Here is a 21,322-nt window from a genome sequence, read left to right as displayed (position 1 = left end):
CGGGCCCGGACCCGCGTGTCCGGCGCCGGTGCCCGTCCCCGGGGGCGCTCGCGCGGGCAGGGCCGAGTTGTTCGCCCACAGGCGGGGAGGCAAGCTGAATGCATGGAGCCTCAGGGCGGGGGCGACGACGGGCGCCCGCTGGTCGAGTGGGCGTTTCGGCAGGCGTCGCTGTCGTTCTCGGTCTTCGGCGTCGACCAGCGTTGCCTGCGGCTCAACGACATGGCGGCCCACCTGATGGGCATCGGGGAGGACGTCCTGCGCGGCCGGGTGTTCCCGGACGGCGTCCCCGCGGGCGTGGACCAGCGGGGCACCGTGGCCGCCCTGCGCGACGTGGCCGCGACCGGGGAGCCGCGTCACTACGAGGGCTACACCCGGGCCCCCTCCGAGGTGCACGGGCACGCCTGGAGCCTCGAGCTGTGGCCCGTGCGCGACCCGGCCGGAGAGATCTGCGCGGTCGCGATGGCCGCGTTCGACAGCAGCGAGCAGTACCGGGCCCGGCAGCGTCTGGCGGTGCTCGACGAGGCGGCCGTCTCGATCGGGACGACCCTGGACCTCGATCGCACCGCGCGCGAACTCGCCGCCCTGGTCGTGCCGCAGTTCGCGGACTTCGCGAGCGTGGACCTGCTGGCGCCGGTCCTCCGGGGCGAGGAGCCGGCCACCGGTCCGCCTGACGCGGCGGTGGTGCTGCACCGGGTCGCGCACATCTCGACCGTCGAGGGCAGCCCCGAGGCGGTCATCGGTCCCGGGGCCGTGGACACCTACCCGGCCTACTCGCCGCCCGCCAGGGCCCTGCACCTGGGACGGACGGTGCACAGCCGCAGGGGCGAGTCCGACTTCGAGCGGTGGATGGCGAGCATGCCGTCCGAGGCGAGGAACATCAGCGGGCTGGCCATCACCTCGCTGATGGCGGTGCCGCTGATCGCCCGCGACACCACGCTCGGCGTCGCCGTCCTCTTCCGCACCCGGCCGGACCCCTTCGACGAGGACGACTTCGCCCTGGCGCGGGAACTCACCAGCCGCGCCGCCGTCTGTCTCGACAACGCCCGCCGTTACTCCCGTGAGCGCATCACCGCGCTGACCCTCCAGGAGACCCTGCTGCCGCACCGGCCCCCCAGGCAGTCCGCGGTGGACGTGGCCTTCCGCTATCTGCCGAGCGACTCCCGGGCCGGTATCGGCGGGGACTGGTTCGACGTCATCCCGCTCTCGGGCTCCCGGGTGGCCCTGGTGGTCGGCGACGTGGCCGGGCACGGCATCCACGCCTCCGCGACGATGGGCAGGCTGCGTACGGCCGTGCAGACCCTCGCCGACGTCGATCTGCCGCCGGACGAACTGCTGGCCCACCTCGACGACCTGGTCCTGCGGCTGGGCGGCGACGGCGAGTGCGGCCACGCCCCGAGCAGCGAGGTCGGCGCCACCTGTCTCTACGCCGTCTACGACCCGGTCGCACGGGCCCTGTCGGTGGCCAGCGCCGGCCACCTGCCGCCCGTGCTGGTGCTGCCGGACGGCACCACGAACGTGGTCGAGGTCAACGCCGGACCGGTGCTGGGTGTGGGCGGGCTGCCCTTCGAGGCCACCGAACTGGAGCTGCCCGAGGGCACGCTCGTCGCCCTCTTCTCCGACGGGCTGGTCGAGGCGGCCGGCCAGGACCCCGACGTCGGCACCGCCCGGCTGGGCGGGATACTGGCCGATCCGCACACCTCGCTGGACGGCGCCTGCGACGACGCGTTCGCCGCGCTGCTGCCGGAGCGTCCCGCCGACGACATCGCCCTGGTCCTGGCCCGCACCCGGGCGTTGGACGCCACCCACGTCCGCGTCTGGGACCTGGCACCGGACTTCTCCGAGGTCACCACGGCGCGCAAGAACACCCTCGCGCAACTGGACGCCTGGGGGCTCACCGAGGTCGGCTTCGTCACCGAACTCGTCGTCAGCGAGCTGGTCACCAACGCGATCCGCTACGGCTCGGCGCCCGTGCAGCTGCGTCTCATCCACGACGACTCGCTCATCTGCGAGGTGTCCGACGGCAGTTCCACCTCACCGCACCTGCGCCGGGCCAGGATCTTCGACGAGGGCGGCCGCGGTCTCCTCCTCGTCGCCCAGCTCACCAACCGCTGGGGCACCCGGCACACCCCGACCGGGAAGACCATCTGGACCGAACAGGCCCTGAACTGAGGCATGTCGTCCACGCCTGCGCCACGGGAGCGGTTCGCCTCCCGCACATGGCGGGGGACGGTACGGGGACCCCGGGCCGTGGCGGTGTCCGCCCCGGCCGTACGCGACGGGCGCGCGGAACAAATGCGTGAGCCCTGTATGCGCCCCCGTTCGCAGGGGCAGGATACGCAGAGTCAGTGATCACCTGGCCGAGTCTCGCCCCCGACCCCAACGTCCCAGGAAAGCAGGTCGGCTGCCGTGCTGTTGCGTCTGCCCACGTCCGTGTCCGAGGCCCAGGAGTGCATAGCCGAGGGAGCCGTGCCGATCGGCGGGGCGACCCTGGTGTGGGCCACCTGGCAGCGGGACGGCTTCCCCGAACAGGCCATGTCGCTGCGTCAGGTGCCCGAGGCCGGTGTCGTGGAGCGCGAACTGCTGGGCGCGGCCGTGGTGCTCAACCGGATCGACGACCGCGTACCGGACGCGATGCGCCTGGCGGCGGCCTCGGTGGGGACCGGCGCGGTGCGCCGTACCGCCACGGTCGGCGGCAACCTCGTCGGCAGTACCCTGCGGTGTCTGCTGCCCGCCGCGCTCGTGCTCGACGCGCGGGCGACGGTGCTGGATCCGGACAGCATCTACGAGACCGACCTGGCCGAGGTGGTGGCGAAGCGTCACCCTCTGCTCAGCGTGCGCTGGCGTGAACCGCTGGCCAGCGGCTACCTCAAGCTGTCCGGTGAAGCGGGCGGACCGCCGCCGCTCGTCGTCGCCGCGGCCGTGCACGCCGACGGCGCGGGCGGGCGCCGTCTGCGGGTCGCCGTACGCGACGGCTACGACGTACTCAGCGAGAGCACGGCGGCCGACACCGACGCCGACCGGGCTCTGGAGTCCCTGTCCGGCACCGCCGTGGGCACGCTGGGTCCCGCCGCCCGGGAGGCGGTGCACCGGCAGGTCACCGATGTCCTGGCCCGCGCGGCCGGGCGCTGAGAACGCCGCGGCCGCCCGCCGTCAGGCTCGCCCCGCACCGCCGCCGCGCCGGTCGCGGCCGTGCGGGGCGGCGCGGCCGCGGGGGCCCGAGGAGACGACGGTCGTGCGCGGTCCGGACTCCAGTACCTGGTCGCCGTAGAGATCCTGGAGCCAGTTGGTCTGGTAGATGGTGTCCAGGTAGCGCTCACCGAGATCCGGGGCGACGGCCACCGCGGTGATGCCGCGGGTGTCGTGCCGGTTCAGCCAGTCCACGGCGCCGCTGACGACCGTTCCGGTGGAACCGCCGAACAGGAAGCCGCTCCTGGCCAGCCGGTGGCAGGCACGGATGGTGTCGGCCTCCTCGACCTTGATCACCTCGTCGACGAACGACTCGTCGAGCAGCGGCGGCCGCATGCTCATGCCCAGGCCGGGGATCATCCGCCGCCCCGGCTCGCCGCCGAAGGCCACCGAGCCCACGCTGTCCACGGCGACGATCCGGACCGAGGGGCTGTGTTCCCGGAAGTAGCGGGCGCAGCCCATCAGTGTCCCGGTGGTTCCCGCGCCGATGAAGAGCACGTCCAGGCGCGGGAACTCGTCGGCGATCTCCGGCGCCGTCGTCCGGTAGTGCGCCAGCCAGTTGCCCGGATTGGTGTACTGGCTGAGCCACACATAGCGGTCGTCGGAGGCGCAGAGTTCACGGACGTAGTCGAGGCGCGCGCCGAGGAAGCCGGTGTCGGCGTTCATCTCCGCTATCACGTGCACCTCGCTGCCCAGCGCCTCCATCAGCAGCCGGGTCGAGAGGTTGCAGCGGGAGTCGGTCACGCACAGGAACCGGTAGCCCTTGCTCGCGGCGATCATGCTCAGGGCCACGCCGAGGTTCCCGGACGAGGACTCGACCAGGATCGAGTCCCGGGTGAGGATCCCGTCCCGCTCGGCGGCCGTCACCATCTCGTTCGCGGCCTTCAACTTGATGGAGCCCGCGAAGTTGAAGCCCTCGCACTTCAAGTAGAGCGGATGCCCGACGATCGACCGGAGGTCGACGAAGAGCCGACTTTCGTTGAAGGCGTAGGGAGCGGAGATGACGGGCACGGTGACCTCCAGATGCCAGAGCCGGGGAAGTGCCTTCAGCCGTACCGGCGCAAGTCGTGGAAGAAGTCGTCGATGACGTGGAGCTCTCCCGTCCGGGCCACCTCGTCGTACACGTACTTGCCGACGGCGAGATCGAGGACACCGAGCCCGAAGGGCGAGAAGATCACCGGCCGGTCGGCCGGCGGGGTCACCCGGCCGGACATCACGTCGTCGAGCGTGCCGTCCAGGAAGTCACGGCTGCCGGTGAGCTGTTCGGCCAGGTGGGGGGAGGTGTCGGCCTTCAGGCAGTGTTCGACGTCGTCGACGATGTTGGCCGAGGCGAGCAGGATCTCGGGGGCGAGGTCGCGCAGCGAGACATGCAGGACCAGCGGGTTGTGCGCGAACCAGGCCGGGTCGGTGACATGGGGTGCCCCGGCCACCGTGGCGAACACCACCAGGTCGCTGGAGCGGATCAGCTTCTCGGCGCTGTCGTGGACCGTGATCGGTGCGGTTCGCCCCGGGGTGCCGTCCTGCCGCAGGTAGCCGCAGAATCCGGCGGTGCTGTCCGCGGACACGTCGTGGACGCCGACGGTGTCGAATTCCCAGCCGGTGGCGGCCAGGAAGGTGTGGATGTAGCGGGCGATCAGGCCGGTGCCGACGAATCCGATCCGGGCCGGGCGGGGCCGCCCGCGGCTGAGCCGGTCGGCCGCCAGCGCCGCGGACGCCGCGGTTCTGGTGGCGCTGATGACGGAGCTCTCCAGGACGGCGAAGGGATAGCCGGTGTCGTGGTCGTTGAGGACGAGGACCGCGGAGGCCCTGGGCAGTCCCTCGGTCACATTGCCGGGGAAGCTGGAGATCCACTTCAGGCCGTCCACCCGCAGCGGCCCGCCCAGCGACGCCGGCAGCGCGATGATCCGGGCGGTGGGGCGGTCGGGGAAGCGCAGGAAGTACGACGGCGGGTTGACCGTGTCACCGGCCCCGTGCAGCCGGTAGGTGGCCTCGACCAGTTCCACGATCTGCCGTTCGCGCCCGGCGAGCGCGCGCTGCACCTGGGCGCCGGAGATCACCGCGAAGGCGGGTGCCGATGCGGGCGCGGCGGGGGCGGTCCGGGTGGCGGGAGAGGGCAGCGCCGTCATCGCTGACTCGCCTCCGGGGTGGGCGTGCAGTCGGCCAGACGCTGCGGCTCGGCCATGCCGACCAGCACCTCGCGCTCTCCGGTGAAGGCCTCTCGGCTGTGCGCGGTGCGGATGTTGTCGACGAGCAGCACGTCACCGGCCTGCCAGGGCTCGCGCCGGGTGTGGTCGTCGTAGGTGGCGTTGAGGAGCTGGACGATGTCCTCGCCGATCGGGGAGCCGTCGCCGAAGCGGGTGTTGAACGGCAGTCCGTCCGCTCCGTACTCGTCCACCAGGTATTCGCGCACCTCGGGGGCGAGGGTCCACTCGTTGAGGAAGGCGATCTGGTTGAACCAGCAGCGCCGGCCGGTGACCGGATGGGTGACCACGGCGCTGCGCAGCTGCCGGGTGCGCAGGGATCCGTCGGGCTGCCAGGCGAAGTCGATGTCCTGGGCGTGGCAGTAGTGCTCGACGGCCGCACGGTCGTCGGTGCCGAAGGACTCCTCCAGGGAGGCGCCGATCTCGTCGTTGTAGCTGCGGGTGAGCATCCAGCCCTCGCGTTCGAACCGTTCCCGCAGCGCGGACGGCAGCGCCTCGAGGACCTGTTCGGCGTCCGCCACCGCGGTCGCGCCGCCCTGGCCGGGCGCGCGCAGGCAGGCGAACAGCATCAGGCCGGGGATCTCCAGCCGGTAGCTCAGCTCGTGGTGCATGCACATCGGCTGGTTGGCCGGCCAGGCGGTGGTGGAGTACAGGCCGGGGCCTCGGACCTCGCGGGGGGCGAAGGCCTCGCGCTCCGTCATCGGGTCGCCGGCCAGGGCCGCGAACACGGCTCCGGTCAGCTCGGCGTCCCGCAGGTCCAGGCCGCGCACGAGCAGTGCGCCGTGTTCGGTGACGCGGGCCCGCAGCGTGTCGCGGTTCTCGGCCGCCCACCGGGTGGCCTCGGCGGGGGCCTCGACCCGCAGGATCGGCGGCGTGCCCGGTCGCAGGTCCACTTCGGGCAGTGCTGCCAGGGAGGAGGACGACATCTGGATTCCTTTCGGTTGGCGGCCGGACGGCTCAGCGGGAGGCCGGTGATCGGTGGTCCCGCTGTACCGCCCGGGCCGCCGCGGCGGGACGGGTGCGCAGGAAGTAGTGACCGCCGTCGGGGAGCCGGTACACGTCCACGTGTTCGGCCAGGAGCTGCCAGTCGCGGTGGCGTTCGGCGGACCCCGCCGTGATCGGGTCGTCGTCGGCGACGACGACGGTGACCGGCGCGGACAGCCGTACCGCCGGGGGGTGGTCGAGGGCGTCGGCGAGGTAGTGGTGCGCGGCCACGCAGTCGTGCCGGTAGGCGGCGCCGATGTGCTCGGCGTGCCGGGCGTCGAGTTCGTCGAGTTCGGTGTATCCGCCGTCCGCGCTCAGCCTGGCGGCGATCTCGGCGTTGCTCTGCTTCGTCAACGCGTCGACGGCCGAGCGTCTTTCGCCGGAGGTTCCGAGCAACTGGGCGGCCAGGAAGACGCGTTCCACGCTCACGCCGCGCTCCGCCAGTCTCCGCGCGGTCTCGACGGCCGGCGCGGCGCCGGAGGAGTGGCCCCAGAGCAGGACCCGGGTGAGGCCGCGTGCGGCGATCTCTGCGGCGGCCTGCTCCGCGATCTCTTCCAGGGGCGCGAAGGGTTCCTTGCGGGAGGCCAGGTCGTGGCCGGGCAGTTCGACGGCGTAGACGGGGAGGCCCTGGCCCGCCAGGGCGCCGGCCAGCGGCTGGAAGTTGACCGCGTTGCCGCCCGCGTAGGGGAAGCACACCAGGGCGCGGTCCCTGGTGCCCGCCGGCTCCGACAGGGGTTGGAGCAGCCCGGGTCGTTCCCGGGTCGCGCCGTCGAGGAGTGCGGCGAGGTCGGCGAGCACCGGATGGCGGGTGATCTCCTTCAGGGACACCGCGCGGTCCAGGGCCAGGGTGAGCCGCACGGCCGACAGCGAGGTGCCGCCGGACTCGAAGAAGTGGTCGTGCCGGCCGATGCGGTGCTCGGGTACGGCCAGCAACTCGGCCCACACTCCGGCCAGTTTGCGTTCGGTCGGGGTGTGTGGGGCGCTGCGCCGCTGCTCGGCGGCCTCGCCGCGCGTGGCCTGGTCGGCGAGCGCGGTCAGTGCCTTGCGGTCGGTCTTCCCGTTGCCGGTCAGGGGCAGGCTCTGCTGCCAGTGGAAGGCGGAGGGGACCATGTAGGCGGGCAGGACGGCGCTCAGGGCCGTCCGCAGGTCCTCCGTGCGCAGTGGCTCTCCGGTGTGGAAGGCGATCAGGTGGGCGCCGCGGCCGGGCTGCTCGGACACCACCACCGCGCCGTCGCGTACCCCGGGCACCCGCAGCAGGGTGTTCTCGATCTCGCCGATCTCGATACGGAAGCCGCGGATCTTGACCTGGTTGTCGCGGCGGCCGAGGAACTCCAGTTTGCCGCCGGGCTGCCAGCGGCCCCAGTCGCCGCCCAGGTAGAGCCGTCCGCCGGGCTGGTAGGGGTCGTCCCGGTAGGCCTCGCGGGTGCGTTCGGGGTCGTTGACGTATCCGCGGCCCACGCACACCCCGGAGAACGCGATCAGCCCGGGGGCGCCCAGCGGCACCAGCGCCAGGTGTTCGTCGACGACGTGCACCCGCACGTTGTTGACCGCGGATCCGAGCAGCACCCGGTCCGGCACCCGGTCCATGACCTCGTGGTTGGTGTCGTCCGAGGTCTCGGTCAGTCCGTAGGCGTTGACGAGCCGGATCCCGGGCCGGACCGCGAACCAGCGCTGGACCAGTTCCCGTTTGAGGGCCTCGCCGGTGACCGACACACAGGTCAGGTCGGGCAGTTCGCGCGGGTGCCGCTCCAGGTAGGTCACCACCACCTCCAGGTAGGAGGGCACCATCTGCACCACGCCCACCCGGCCGCGGACGAGGGTGTCGACGTATCGCTCCACGTCCACCACGGCGTCCTGTTCGACCAGCAGGGTGCGGCCGCCGACGAGCAGCGCCGACAGCAGTTGCCACAACGAGATGTCGAAGCACTGGGGGGCGGTCTGCGCCACCACCCGGTCCTGGTCGATCCCGAGGTCGTCGATCTTGGCGTAGAGGTGGTTGAGCATGCCCGCGTGCTCGCACATCGCCCCCTTCGGCTCGCCGGTGGAGCCGGAGGTGAAGTAGATGTAGGCGAGCTGGCCGGGCGTGACCTCGACCCCGAGGTCGGTGCCGTCGTGCTGTTCCGCGTACGCCGCCTCGATCAGCAGCCGCTCCACCGCGGGCAGCTGCGCCAGTGCCCGGTCGAGGGTCTCGGTGCTCCCGGTCTCGGTCAGCACGAGCCGGCAGCCCGACCGCGACAGGGTCGCCTCGACGCGTCCCGCGGGGAAGTGCGGCTCGATGGGCAGGTAGACGCAGCCGGCCTTGAACACGGCCAGCACCGCGGCCAGCCAGTCGAGCCGGCGTTCGGTGACCACGCCGACGACCGCCTCGCGGCCGAGTCCGCGCGTGCGAAGGGCCCGCGCGAGGCGGTTCGCACGGGCGTTGAGTTCCCCGTACGTCCAGGAGTGTCCGCCGTGCACCGCCGCGACCGCCTGCGGATGCGCGCGCGCCCGCTGTTCGAACAGTTCGTGGGCCCGCGCGTCCGGCAGTTCGCGGCTGGGTCCGGCCAGCGCCTGGAGCTGGTAGCGCACCTCGTCGGCCGGGAGCAGGCTCTGCCGGGCGTGTCCGGCGTCCGGGTCGGTGGTCATCAGCCGCAGCGCGGTGACGTGGTATCCCCCGATCCGGGCGGCGGAGTCGGCGTCCAGCGCGTCGGTGCGATGGCGCACCCGCAGCACCGGGCCGGTGTCCCGGTCGCACCAGCCCACACCGAGCACCACGTCGTCGGCCGGCCCGGGGTCGGCCCCGGTGGGGTCGAACACGATCTCGTACGACGGCTCCGTCGTCCCGAGTTCCCGGCGCAGCTCGTCCACGGGAAAGTCCCGGTGCTCCAGCAGTTCCGCCTCGGCGCGGTGGACGCCCGCCACCAGCTCGCGCCACGAACCGGGGACGAGGCTGAGCCGGCACGGCAGCGGGCCGGTGCCGGACCCGGCGGCGTAGCCGGTCACCACCTCCTGCTCCCCGGAGAGGGCGGACAGCACCTTGGCGTGCGCGGCCAGCAGCAGGGAGGTCACCGGTACCCGCCAGGCGCGGGCCAGTTCCCGTACCGCGTCCGTGACGCTCTCCGGCACCGCCGCCACGTACTCGGCGACCCCGGCGGCCGGTTCCGGGGCCCACCGTGGCACCGCGGTGCATCCGCCGGCGGCCAGTGTGTGGCGCCAGTACTCGCGGTCCGCCTCCAGGTGCGTTCCCATGGGGTGGCCTTCCTCAGCTCGCGGTGGCAGCGTCGTCATCGGTTTGCCGTGTCCCTTCCCGGTCCGCCGGGCCCGTGCCGACGGGCCGGGCCGGTGCGTCGGACATCTCCCCGGCGGGGTTTCCTCCCCAGCGGGCGTACGAGGGGACTTCCTCGCCCTTCATCAGGAAGGAGTCGGGCGCCAGGACCGCGCCGTCCCCGATCGTCACGCCGTAGTGCACATGTGCGCCGACACCGAGGGTGCAGCGGGCGCCGAGGGTGGTGTGGTCGGACTTGAAGGTGCCGTCCTCCTGGGAGTGGCACTGGATCTTGCTGCCCACGTTGAGCGTGCAGTCGTCCCCGATCGCGGTGAGCGTCCGCTCGGTGATGTGGCAGCCGTCGTCGAAGACCCGCCTGCCGATGCGTACGCCCAGCAGCCGCCAGACGACGCTCTTGAACGGGGTTCCGTTGAAAACGTTGAGATAGTTCTCCGGGACCTTCCAGAGCCGCTCCTGGCGCCAGAAAGCCGGATCGTAGATGGAGCACAATTGCGGGCGCAGTCTGCGGAAGGATCCGATACAGCGCTCGCACAGCACGAAATAGAGCGTGGTGAGGGTGAGGGTGATCGCGATGTATGCACCGAGCACCACATGTCCGAGCGTTCCGTACAGGGTTTCCGTGGCGAGTCCGAATGCCGTGAGCAAAAAGACGTGGAACCACCTCACGAGGAGGAACAGAAGCAGTGTGCGCGTGTTGTAGCGGTTCTTCGCGGAAAGGTGGCGGCCGAGTTCCTGTTCGGTTCTGAGATGGTCGAACTGGACGTCGCGCTCGACCGTCCTGGGAATTTCGAAGGGCGGCGATCCGAGCAGCCCCACACCTTCCCGGACCGGACCGTCGAGGGGCACCATCACCTTTGTCGCGAGCAGACAGTTCTCTCCCGTCCTGCCCCCGGCCGGATAGACGATGTTGTTGCCGATGAAGTTGCGTGGGCCGATCGACGCCCGGGAAACCCGGAAAGACGTGCTGGAGAAATCCGCGTTCACGATCGAGAGCCCGTCCGCCACCATCGTCCCGGTGCCGACGCTCACCAGATACGGGGTTTCGTGCTGCACCTCCGTGCCGAAGTTGGAGCCGGTCTGCTCGATGCGCGACAGATCGTAACCGAGAAATCGAAGATAGTGGACGATGTAGGAACTGTCACCGAACAGCCAGGCGAAGAACTTGATGTTCGTCATCCGTGCGGTCGCCCGGTGCACCGCGTACCGGAATCCGTACAGCGAATAGGTCCGGTCGGGTTTGACCACGAGGCCGACCAGTCGCGGCACGGTGAACAGCACGGCGAGTCCCAGCACGACGAACCCGAAGAACAGCGCGGCGGAAAGGAGCACGGCGTCGGTGAAGAATTCCGACGGCGAATTCATCGGCGTGTCCGACTGGATCCGCTTGCCGAGCGCGGGGATCTGCGCGAACAACATGTACATTCCGCCGACGGCCAGCGGCACGTACAGCAGGAACGTCTGCGCCAGGGTGACCAGCCCGAACCAGGTCCGGCGCAGGGTGCCGCACCTCGCCGGCGCGACCCGCACGTAGTCGATCCCGGTGGGCTCCGCCGGGGAGCCGTGCATACGCCGGCCGGCGGGCACCGACTGGCCCGGGTACAGGGACGAGGCGTGGCCCAGCTGGGCTCCGTCGCCCATCGCGGTGTCGATGTCGAGGACCGTCTTCTCGCCGACGAACACGTCCCTGCCGAGGGTCACCGGGCCGGTCCGGATCCGTCCGGCATCCGCGCGGTAGCCGAGGAAGGACGCCTCCTTGCGGATCACCGTGCCGGAGCCGATGGTCAGCAGGTCGGTGCAGACCGGCACGGAACGCGACAGGATCGTGACCCCCTCGCCGATCCGCGCGCCGAGCGCCCGGAGATAGAGCACGTACAGCGGATTACCGACGAAGAACACCATCGGGTTGGCGTGGAGCAGCACCTTGACGAGCCACAGGCGGAGATACGCCAGGCCCCACAGCGGGAATTCGCCGGACTTCCAACGGCCGACCAGAATCCATTTGGCCGCGATCGGGAACAGACACAGAAGCAGGAAACCGACGCCGCCGAACAGCAGCGACCGCACATAGATGTCGACCAGCCCCGAACCCGACGCGACCCATTCGTAGCCGCTGGCGACGACAAGGCCGAAGAAGAACGAATATCCCAGGAAGACGAGCAACTGGACGGCCCCGCAGAACACATAACGGCCGGTGCTCCCCGAGGTCGCCTCCGGGGAACGGTCGGTCACCGCCGACGACGCCGTGGAAATCGGCGTGACGGCGGGAGCCGGGGCGGCCGTGACCGCGAGGGCGGCCGCCAGGCTCCTGATCGTGGGATACCGGTAGATGTCCTTCATGGAGGCGGGCGGCAGATCGGACCGCTTCCGGACCCGTGCACAGAACTGGGCCATGACCAGAGAGTTGGCCCCGAGGTCGTCGAAAAAGTGGCTGTCGGCCGGTACATGGTCCGCCTTCACAACACCGGCGAGCACCTCCGCGAATTCCCTTTCGGTGTCCTCCACCGTCGGGCCGGCACCATTGCCACCCCCGGTCACAGCGGCTCCGTCCAATCCGGATATAAAAATCTCGGACGACTGATCTACCATGTGCACTCCTGAGGACATTTCCTCGACCAATGGCCCCAGATGGCCGCCGGTCCATTGTCCCCGCGCTCTGAAGAACGGCACCGACCGGGCCATCCCGGCAGCCACGAGGCCGTGCGCTCTCATTGATCACGAATCCATGGCCTACAGTCTCGGCCGTCCACCGTCAGGTTGCCACTTCGCACCCACCGAACGGAAACGACACCGCCGCCCGGCGGCCGTAATTCCTTGGCCCCCTCCACCACCGGCGTAAGCCATCGACCACCCGTACGGCCGCTTCCCGGCGGGTCCGGGACGCACACCCCGGCACGGGAGGCGGCGCGGTCGTACGGGTGTGCCGCGCCCGGTCACAGGTGTCACGGATCCGCCCCTGCGCGGTGGCGTCCGTGTGATGTTTCGGAGGCGGGCGTCATGAACGCCGAGGAATCGGCAAGGTTGCCTTTCATGCTCGGCACGAAACATCCCCCGGCGCAGGAGACCAGGACGACCGCGGCGGCGCGGGCGTCGCCGCACACCGGCCCGTCGGCCGCGGCCGACGCCGCCTCGGCGGCCCGCGCGCCCGCCCTGCCGTCCCTCACCGGTCTGCGGTGGGTGGCGGCGCTGCTCGTCTTCGGACTGCACGTGCGCAACGCCGGATACTTCGGCGGCACCGGCGGACGGATCATGACCTGGGGGTTCGGGCCCGGCGGCAGCGGGGTGTCGTTCTTCTTCGTCCTGTCCGGCTTCGTCCTCATGTGGTCCGCCCGGCCCGCCGACCGCGCGTTCGCCTTCTGGCGGCGGCGCATCGCCCGTGTGTACCCGGTCCACCTGGTCACGGCCGCGCTGGCGCTGCTCATGGCGTACGGCCCGGGCATGTTCACGATGCCCACGCCCCGCCAGGGCCTGGCCAACCTTGTGCTGGTGCACTCCTGGTGGCGCCCCTGGTGGCAGACGCTCGACCCGGTGAGCTGGTCGCTGGCCTGCGAAGCCTTCTTCTACGCCCTCTTCCCGACGCTGGCGTTCGTCCTGCGCCGTCTGGGCGCCCGCGGATCGGCGGCCGTCGCCGGGGCGTCGGCGCTCGCGGTACTGGCGCTGACCGCCTGCGACCCCCACACCTGGCTGGGCGGACAGCTGTACTCGCTGCCCGCGGCCCGGCTGCCCGAGTTCGTCCTCGGTGCCGCCGTGGCCCGTACGGTGCTCCTCGGACGGTGGCGCGGGCCGGGCCTGGAGGCCTCGCTCGCCCTGACGGTCATCGGCTACTTCCTGGTGCCCCAGGTCACCCCCGGTTACCCCGCCACCGCCTGCACTCTGCTCGGCATCGCCCTGCTGATCCCTGCGGCCGCCGTCGCCGACCTGCGCGGGCTGCCCTCGCTGTGGCGGCACCGGCGGCTGGTGCGGCTCGGCGAGCTCTCGTTCGCCTTCTACATGGTGCATCTGCTGGTGGTACGCGCCGTGCGCAGCCTCGTCGGCACCGGCCCGCGCTTCGGCGTGCCGGAGGGCCTGGCCCTGACCGCCGCCGTGTTCGCGGTGTCCCTGGGACTGGCCTGGGTCCTGTACGAGGGCGTGGAGCGCCCGGCCAGACGGCTGCTGCTGCGCGAGGGACGCCGTGCGCGCGCCGGCGGAACGGCCCCGCAGGCCCGCACCGGGCATCCCGGCGCCACAGCGACCCGTGCGGAGCGGGCCGGCACCCGGGAGACCGGCGCCCCGGAGGCCGGTGCGCCGTCGGGCAGTGCGCCGTCGGGCAGTGCGCCGTCGGGCGGTGCACCAGCCGGTGCGCCGGAGGCCCGGACCACACAGCCCGGCGCCCCGGAGGCACGGACGCCGGAAGGCCAGGCACCGGAAGGCCGGACACCGGAAGTCCCGGCCACGCAGGCCGGTTCCGCGCAGGCCAGCGCCGCGCAAGCCAGTGCCGCGCAGGCCGGTTCCGCGCAGGCCGGTTCCGCGCAAGCCAGCGCCGCACAGGCCAGTGCCGCGAATGCCGGTTCCGCGAAGGCCCGTAGCCGGCCGGAGGCGGCCGCCCCGGACGCGTAGTCCGCTGTCCGGGCCGCGGCCGGGCGATGGTTCCGGGGGTGCGCGCACCGGCGACCCGCCGCGGCAGCGCGGCGACGTATCCGTGAAAGCACCCCGGCGGCGGCCCGCGCAGCACTCAGCGCGGGCCGCCGCTCCCGTCGTCCGGCGCGGGCGGGCGGGTGCGGGCCGACCGTCCGGGTACGGCCGTGCGGCTCACCGCGGCCGCGAGCTTGCGCAGCCGGCGCCAGTCGAGGCGCGGCGGCGCCTCCGGCACCCCGGGCCGTAGCCGGGGGACCCGGACCCGCAGCGTGCGGCGCGCGATACGGCAACGGACGGGGGCGGGCATCAGCAGCGCCTCGCCGTCCAGACCCACCTCCAGCTGCGCCTCGTCCGCCTCCACGACCACCTCGTGCGCGGTCAGCGCCGCCAGCCCGGACGGGTTCGGCTCCAGCACCAGCTCGGCCGCCTCCACGGCGCTGTCGACGCGGACGGCGAGCACCCCGAGCCGCCCCGAGTTCAGCCGCTCGCGGCGGCCGAAGCCGAAGGGGTCGCCGGTGCGGTAGGCGTTGTTGCTCACCAGCACGGCCTGCGGCTCGGCGAGCGTGGTGTCGTCGGCGCGGACCGTCAGCCGCGGACCGCGCTGCCGGGTCAGCAGGTCCGGCAGCACCTCCAGCGCGGTGCCCACCTTGGCGTCGCGGTAGCCCGGCTCCTGCACCACGGCCCCGTACACACCGAAGGAGGCGTTGTTGACGAACGGCCGGTCGTCGGCGAAGGCGAGGTCGACGTGCAGTTCCACCCCGTCGGTGAGCGCGTCCAGACAGGTGGAGGGGTCGTCGCGGTCGAGGCCCAGGTCCATGGCGAAGTGGTTGCGGGTGCCGGCCGAGATGACGAGGAACGGCAGATCGTGCTCCGCGGCCACGGCGGCGACCAGCGCCTGCGTACCGTCCCCGCCCGCGACCCCCAGCAGGTCCGCTCCCTGGGCCACCGCGGACCTGGCCAGTTCGGTGACGTCCTGGTGCTGTTCGGGGTCGAGCAGCACGACCTGGGCGCCGAGGCGCTCCGCCTTCTCCCGGAGCGAGAACTTCTCGACCTTGCCACCGCCGGAGCGCGGGTTGAGGATCAGGAAGGGTCGCTTCGGCGGCGGAGTGCGGTGCTCCTTCATCCGTACGGGACGCAGATCCGTGCTGCGCAGGGCGTACCGTCCGCTCCACACGGCCGCACACCACAGGAGCGCGGACAGCGCGATCACCCACAGCAGCCCCACCGCGACGAACAGGACGACCACGACGACGGGGGTGGCGGCCGCCAGCACCATCGCCGCCGCCCGGACCACGCCGCGCCGGGACAGCGTCCACCAGAGCGCGGCGGCGGTGACGGCCAGCCCGACGAGTGCGACCGCCAGGAGCACCAGCCCGCCCAGCCCCCCGTAGACGAGGGGCAGCAGCGCGGCCGCCGCGGCGGCGGCCAGCGCGCCCCGGGCGGCCCACGCCTGCCGGTGCTGCCCTCGCTCACTCCCTGTCGCTGACATGAGCCCCTTCCCCGGGTCGGCGCCCGTGTGCGGCACCGTCCCTCACTCCGGATGCAGGCCGGCAAGATCGTGCGGGGCGCTGCGTGCATATCATCTGCCCCCAACCCGCGAGGGTGAACCCGCGCGAAAGTGTGCGATCCCGGGCATCGGGGGGACCATGGAAGCCGAGGCGCCTGCGCACCGGCAGGAAGCGCTCCCGGCCGGTAGGGGGCGGCGCCCGTCCTGCGGCCGGAAGGAGTGCCCGCTATGAGCGGACCCGAGCGGCCGCCCCCCGCCCTCGCGGTCGCGGTGGGCGACCGGCCGAGCGGGCTGATGGACCTCCTGCACGTCGCGGCGGTCGTGCTCGACGCGGACGGCCGGATCGTGCTGTGGAGCCCCCAGGCCGAAGAGCTGTACGGCTACTCGGCGCACGAGGCCCTGGGGCGGTACGCCGTGCATGTCCTCGTGCACGAGGAGCACTGGGACTGGGTGATCAAGACCTTCGCCGATGTCATGGAGACGGGCCGGAGCTGGGCCGGCATCTTTCCCATCCGGTGCAAGGACGGCACCACGCGGCAGGTGGAGCTGCGCAACATGCGCCTGCTGAACGACGAGGGCGAGTACTACGCCCTCGGGCTCGGCGCCGACTCCCCCACCCTGCGCGAGCTGGAACGGGACGTGGCCCTGTCGACCCGGCTGATCTCCCAGTCACCGATCGGGGTGGCGATCTTCGACCCCGAACTCCGGTACGTGTCCGTGAACCCCGCCCTGGAGCGCATGCACGGCAGGTCCGCGGCGGACCACCTCGGCCGCCACTACCGCGAGATCATGTCGTCGTCGGCGTTCGAGGAGACGGAGACGGCGCTGAACCAGGTGCTGCGCACCGGGACCCCGCTGATCGAGGAGTCCACCGTCGTGGGGCGCACCCCGGCCGACCCCGGGCACGACCACGCCTGGACGATCTCGATGTACCGGCTGGAGGACTCCCTCGGCCGTGTGCTCGGGGTGGCGGAACTCGTCGTGGACGTCACCGCGCGCCACGTGTCGGCGCAGGAGGCCGGCGAGACACGACGCCGGCTGGCGCTCATCGCGGACGGCTCGGCCCGGATCGGCACCACGCTGGAGGTCGGTCAGACCGCGCGGGAGCTGGCGGACGTCACGGTGCCCGAGTTCGCCGACGTCGCCGCCGTCGACCTGCTCGACTCCATGCTCGACGAGTACCGGCCCCCCTCCCGGGACGGCCCGGCGTTCTTCCGTGCCCTCGCGGTGAAGGCCGCCTACCCCACCGACGCCTTCCTGGCCGCCGACCCGCCCGGCACGATCACCCGGTACGAGGCCGAGAGTCCGGTGACGCGGTGCGTGCGCGGCGGGCGGCCCGTGCTGATCAGCCACGCGGACGGCACCGACCTGGCCCGGATCGCCCGCGACGAACACGCGGCGGTGCTGCTGGCCCGGGCCGGGGTGCACTCGTACATGACCGTGCCGCTCATCGCGCGCGGGACCACGCTCGGGTTCCTGGCGCTGACCCGCGCCCGTGATCCGCGGCCCTTCGACGAGGACGACCTCGCCATCGCCACCGAGCTGGCCTCGCGCGCCGCGGTCTGCATCGACAACGCCCGCACGCACCAGAGCGTGCGCAACGCCGCCGAGACCCTGCAACGCAGCCTCCTCCCCGACCACCCGCCGCACCTCCCCGGCCTGCGGGTCGCCTCGCGCTATCTGCCCGCGGTCGCCGCCTACGAGGTCGGCGGCGACTGGTACGACGTACTTCCGCTGGCGGGCGAGCGGACCGCGCTCGTCGTGGGGGACGTGATGGGCAGCGGCATCCACGCGGCCGCCGCGATGGGCCGGCTGCGCACCGCGACCGCGGCCTTCACCGAGCTCGACCTGGACCCCGCCCAGGTCCTCCAGCATCTGGACACGATCACCTCACGGCTGGAGCAGTACATCGCCACCTGCGTCTACGCCGTCTACGACCCGCACCGCGCCGAGCTGCGCATCGCGAACGCCGGCCACATGCCGCCCGTGGTGGTGGGCGACGGCACCGAGCCGCGGCTGCTCGAACTGCCCACCGGCACCCCGCTCGGTGTCGGCGGTGTCCCCTTCGAGTCGACGACGCTGCGCTTCGCCCCGGACGACGAGCTGGTCCTGTACACCGACGGTCTGGTCGAGACCAGGCACGGGCACCTCGACGATCGACTCGACGCGCTGCTGAGGCTGCTCGACGCTCCGGAGTGCACGCTGGAGGAGACCTGCAACCGGCTGCTGCGCAACCTCCGCAACCCGCAGGACCACGACGACGTCGCGCTGCTGATCGCCCGCGCCCGCCCGTTCACCCCGGTCACCCGCCTGCGGCCTTGAACACGGGCTCGCCGGTCCGCCCGGCCTGCACACCGGTGCGCCGGAGGGCCGTTCACGGCAGGCCCGGGCCGAGGCCTGCCGTCGCCCTGCTCAGCGCCCGGCGCTCGACGCGCTGGGTACGGCCGCCCGCGGGCGCGTCGGGATGTCACGGGTGGTGGGCGTGGCGGAGGTCCGGTCCCGTGCGGTCGGGGAGGCGTGCGGGGTGACCTGCGCGGGCGACGCCGTGACGTCGGGCGCGGCGCTGGGGCTGCCCGCGGGCGGCGGGGCCAGCGGTACGACCGGGGACACGGGCGCCTCGGGCGTGCTCGGATGCAGCGGCAGCGCGACGAGGACCGCGGCGGCGCAGGTCAGGCCGAACCCGGCCGCCGCACGCAGCAGCCGGCGGCGGCCGGCGCTGCGGCGGATCGCCTCGTACCGGCCGGGGGGCGGGCCGAGGTACTCGGGGGCGGGCCGCAGGATGACGGCGAGCGGGTCGTCGGGGTCGAAGTCCGGACCCTCGTCAGAGGCTGTGATCAAGGCTTCTCCTCAGGTGGGCGCGGAGCAGTTCTCGGGCCGCGTGCAGATCGGCCTTGACGGTTCCCTCCTTGCGTCCGGTCAGTGCGGCCACCTCCCGGACCGGCATGTCAGCGTAGTAGTGCAGCAGGATGGGCACGCGCAGTCGCTCCGGCAGGGCCTGCACGAGCAGACGTACCGAGGGGTCGGCCTGCTCGTCGTGCGGCCGCACGGCGGCTTCGGAGGTGACACGGCGTACGGCTCTGCGTTCGCGTTCCACCTTGCGCCAGTGGTCGCGCACGAGGTTGGCCGCGGTGACGTAGAGGAAGCCCCGGGGCTCCTCCACGGACGTCCAGCGGGCCCAGAGGCGGGTGAACGCCTCCGAGGCGATCTCGTGGGCCGTCCCGTCGTCGTCGACGAGGCGGCGGCACCAGCCGGCGAGGCGCGGGTAGACGGCGGCGAACAGCTCGGACGCTGCCTTGTCGCGGGTCCGTTTCAACGCTCTCCATGGTCGGGGCTGTCGGGGTTCGGGCTCGAAAGGCCCGAGGCAAGGGGTCGTCCGGTCGGCCCGGTGACCGTACGGCTCGGGCCGGGTGGCCCGTGGAGGAGGACCCCGGACCGGTGGTGTGCGTTCCACCGGTCCGGGGTTCTCGGTCAGGGGTTCTCGGTCCGGGGTTCTCGGTCCGGGGACTTCGGCCCGCGGTCTTCGGTCCGGAAACCGGGGCCGGGGACCAGGGCCGGAGGCCGGTTGTGCCGGTCAGGGACTCGTGGCGCTCAGCGCGGCGAAGACGATCACGTTGTCGAGGTAACCGTCACCGGTACGGGCGCCACCACAGGTGATGAGCCGCAACTCGGGCCGGTCCACGTCCCCGTAGACCTGGTCCGCGGGGAAGTCCGCCTTGGCGACCGTCCGCACGGACTCGACGGTGAACTCGGCCGTCCTGCCGTTCTCCAGGCGTGCCTCGATCCGGTCGCCGCGGCGCAGGTCCGCCAGGTGGCGGAAGACCCCGTCCCCGTAGGCGCCGACCGTGACATGGGCGAGGATCACCGACGGGCCGACCTGGCCCGGTGTCGGCGAGTACCGGTACCAGCCCGCACGGTCGTGAGCCGTGATCGGGGGCACCTGCACCGTGCCGTCCGCGGCCAGCCCCAGTTGCATGACCGGGGTGTCGACCCCGATCGCCGGGATCCGCAGCCCGACCGGGACCGAGCGCCCGAGCGGTGCCGCCGTGGCCGCCCGCGCGGACAGCCGCGCGGGCGGTGGCGTGGCCGTCGGGTGTACCGCCGTGCCCCGGTCCGTGTGGTGCCCGGCGCAGCCCGCGAGCAACGAGACCAGCGCCGCGGTGGCGAACGCACGCCTGGAGAGCGGGGTCATGCTCCGTTCGCCCGCCGGCGACGCACCACGAGCACGGTCCCGCCGGCCAGGGCGAGCGCAGCGGCGGCGCCGCCGATCACCGCGCCCTCCTCGCCGGACGAGGTGGACGCCGACGTCACGCCGGTGTCGGGCGCTCCGTTCGGGACGCGGCTGACCTGGCCCGGCGTCGCGGCCCGGGTCGGCGCGGTGCTGGGCACCGGACGGGGGGCGGCGCTCGGGACGGCGCTCGGGGTGGCGTCCACGGTCGAAGCGGGGCTGGGGACCGGGCTCGGGCTCCGCCCGTCGGCGAACGCGGGCACGGTGCTCGCCAGCACGGCCGTGCTCGCAAGTGCCAGGGTACTGAGGACAGTTCGGCGCATGGGTCGCTCTCTCTCGTGGGTCCGCCCGGCCGGAGAGGTCCGGCGGGCCGGGTGTCACATCGCGCAGAGAGACGAGTCGACCGAAGAGCAGGTTGTAAAGGAAAGGCAAAGTCGTCGGAGTGCGGGGCGGCTCGCGTTCGACACCCCGCACTCGTTCGCCGTCAGGGTCGGCGGCCTGCCGCCCCGGACGGACCCTCGGTGCGGCGGCCCGGGCCCTCGACCGCCCGGGCCGTCGGTCAGCCGAAGGCCTTGACCGCCTGGTAGTAGGTCCACGCCGTGCCGTCGCAGGCGGTCTTCGTGGCACCGCTGTAGGCGGCGCAGACCCGCTCGAGGTCTGCGTACAGGGCGCCGTCCAGGCGGGACTTGTTGGCACTGAAGGTTCCCGCGGCCTTGTAGTTGCGGTAACCGAAGTCGTGACGGGCGCAGGACATGCTGAAGGGGAAGCCGAACGGGTTGTCCGGCGAGTCGGAGCAGTAGTCGGTGGACCAGTCGAACGCGTAGGCGGACCAGGCGGACTGGTTCGCGCGGGCGGCGGCCCAGAGGCTGTAGCTCGACGCGGTCGTCTGCGTCCAGTTCGAAAGGACCTGGGGCTTGTCGGCCGGTACGGCGCCGGCGGACGTCGCGGTGGCGACGACGGCAACCAGGGCCAGGGTCGAGCCGGCGAGACCGGTGGCAAGTCTGCGGCGCATTCCACACCTCCATGTACATGCGACCCGCCCGTCGAGCCGCATGGGCATGACAATACGAAGGTCATTCCGCCGTGACTACGGTCTAGTTGAAGTTTTCCCTGTTGAGTCATCAACAAGTCATGTGAGCAGCCGTTTTGGGGTTTCTGCCCGCCGCCCGAGGACCACCCGACGCGAGGATCGGGTCACGCACCCGACAGGTCACGCGGACCACCCGACGCAAGGATCGGGTCACGCACCCGACAGGTCACGCGGACCACCCGACGCAAGGATCGGGTCACGCACCCGACAGGTCACGCGGACCACCCGACGCAAGGATCGGGTCACGCACCCG

At 72.4% G+C, this 21,322-nt stretch carries 15 protein-coding genes; 4 read left to right on the top strand and 11 right to left on the bottom strand.

Features of this window, described 5'->3' with window-relative positions:
• The first annotated feature begins 102 nt into the window (after positions 1–102).
• Both ACZ7OY_RS38755 and ACZ7OY_RS38750 read left to right on the top strand, forming a co-directional pair.
• On the top strand, positions 103–2,169 hold the full coding sequence (locus tag ACZ7OY_RS38755; protein ID WP_472250273.1) for a SpoIIE family protein phosphatase: 2,067 nt from the start codon (positions 103–105) through the stop codon (positions 2,167–2,169).
• Between the two features lie 237 nt (positions 2,170–2,406).
• Positions 2,407–3,129: an FAD binding domain-containing protein gene (locus ACZ7OY_RS38750; RefSeq protein WP_472250272.1), complete on the top strand. Its 723-nt coding sequence runs from the start codon at positions 2,407–2,409 to the stop codon at positions 3,127–3,129.
• A 21-nt stretch (positions 3,130–3,150) separates the two neighbouring features.
• Here the strand turns inward: ACZ7OY_RS38750 and sbnA are convergent, their stop codons facing one another.
• The 5 genes from sbnA to ACZ7OY_RS38725 are packed head-to-tail and all read right to left on the bottom strand — an operon-like array spanning position 3,151 to position 12,222.
• Positions 3,151–4,197 (bottom strand): 2,3-diaminopropionate biosynthesis protein SbnA, encoded by a 1,047-nt coding sequence (gene sbnA, locus ACZ7OY_RS38745; RefSeq protein WP_472250271.1) that lies wholly within the window; start codon positions 4,195–4,197, stop codon positions 3,151–3,153.
• A gap of 35 nt (positions 4,198–4,232) precedes the next feature.
• Positions 4,233–5,312 carry a 2,3-diaminopropionate biosynthesis protein SbnB gene (gene sbnB, locus ACZ7OY_RS38740; RefSeq protein ID WP_472250270.1) on the bottom strand — a complete coding sequence of 360 codons (1,080 nt, stop codon included), beginning with the start codon at positions 5,310–5,312 and terminating at the stop codon, positions 4,233–4,235.
• Positions 5,309–6,313: a TauD/TfdA family dioxygenase gene (locus tag ACZ7OY_RS38735; protein WP_472250269.1), complete on the bottom strand. Its 1,005-nt coding sequence runs from the start codon at positions 6,311–6,313 to the stop codon at positions 5,309–5,311. Before ACZ7OY_RS38735 ends, sbnB begins: the two co-directional genes overlap by 4 nt.
• Positions 6,314–6,344: 31 nt before the next feature.
• Positions 6,345–9,599 carry a non-ribosomal peptide synthetase gene (locus ACZ7OY_RS38730; protein WP_472250268.1) on the bottom strand — a complete coding sequence of 1,085 codons (3,255 nt, stop codon included), beginning with the start codon at positions 9,597–9,599 and terminating at the stop codon, positions 6,345–6,347.
• 13 nt (positions 9,600–9,612) lie between these two features.
• Entirely contained in the window at positions 9,613–12,222 is a 2,610-nt protein-coding gene (locus ACZ7OY_RS38725) for a Pls/PosA family non-ribosomal peptide synthetase (RefSeq protein ID WP_472250267.1), read from the bottom strand.
• Between the two features lie 441 nt (positions 12,223–12,663).
• On the opposite strand from ACZ7OY_RS38725, the gene ACZ7OY_RS38720 reads away from it, so the two are divergent.
• Positions 12,664–14,229 (top strand): acyltransferase family protein, encoded by a 1,566-nt coding sequence (locus ACZ7OY_RS38720; RefSeq protein WP_472250266.1) that lies wholly within the window; start codon positions 12,664–12,666, stop codon positions 14,227–14,229.
• 115 nt (positions 14,230–14,344) lie between these two features.
• Here the strand turns inward: ACZ7OY_RS38720 and ACZ7OY_RS38715 are convergent, their stop codons facing one another.
• Positions 14,345–15,736 (bottom strand): diacylglycerol/lipid kinase family protein, encoded by a 1,392-nt coding sequence (locus ACZ7OY_RS38715; protein WP_472250265.1) that lies wholly within the window; start codon positions 15,734–15,736, stop codon positions 14,345–14,347.
• A gap of 246 nt (positions 15,737–15,982) precedes the next feature.
• On the opposite strand from ACZ7OY_RS38715, the gene ACZ7OY_RS38710 reads away from it, so the two are divergent.
• A complete protein-coding gene (locus tag ACZ7OY_RS38710) occupies positions 15,983–18,076 on the top strand; it encodes a SpoIIE family protein phosphatase (protein WP_472250264.1) in 2,094 nt (697 codons plus the stop codon).
• A gap of 90 nt (positions 18,077–18,166) precedes the next feature.
• Here the strand turns inward: ACZ7OY_RS38710 and ACZ7OY_RS38705 are convergent, their stop codons facing one another.
• The 5 genes from ACZ7OY_RS38705 to ACZ7OY_RS38685 form a co-directional block, all read right to left on the bottom strand.
• On the bottom strand, positions 18,167–18,592 hold the full coding sequence (locus tag ACZ7OY_RS38705) for a hypothetical protein (RefSeq protein ID WP_472250263.1): 426 nt from the start codon (positions 18,590–18,592) through the stop codon (positions 18,167–18,169).
• A complete protein-coding gene (locus tag ACZ7OY_RS38700; RefSeq protein WP_351620953.1) occupies positions 18,576–19,067 on the bottom strand; it encodes an RNA polymerase sigma factor in 492 nt (163 codons plus the stop codon). Before ACZ7OY_RS38700 ends, ACZ7OY_RS38705 begins: the two co-directional genes overlap by 17 nt.
• A 258-nt stretch (positions 19,068–19,325) precedes the next feature.
• Complete coding sequence (locus ACZ7OY_RS38695) at positions 19,326–19,943, bottom strand: class F sortase (RefSeq protein ID WP_472250262.1); 618 nt, start codon at positions 19,941–19,943, stop codon at positions 19,326–19,328.
• Entirely contained in the window at positions 19,940–20,302 is a 363-nt protein-coding gene (locus ACZ7OY_RS38690; protein ID WP_472250261.1) for a sortase-dependent protein, read from the bottom strand. Before ACZ7OY_RS38690 ends, ACZ7OY_RS38695 begins: the two co-directional genes overlap by 4 nt.
• A 236-nt stretch (positions 20,303–20,538) precedes the next feature.
• Positions 20,539–20,991, bottom strand: coding sequence for a phospholipase (locus ACZ7OY_RS38685; RefSeq protein ID WP_472250260.1), 453 nt, complete (start codon positions 20,989–20,991; stop codon positions 20,539–20,541).
• Positions 20,992–21,322: the final 331 nt, after the last annotated feature.

Source organism: Streptomyces sp. NPDC107559, assembly GCF_055657365.1.
This window is presented reverse-complemented; position numbering and strand designations above follow the sequence as displayed.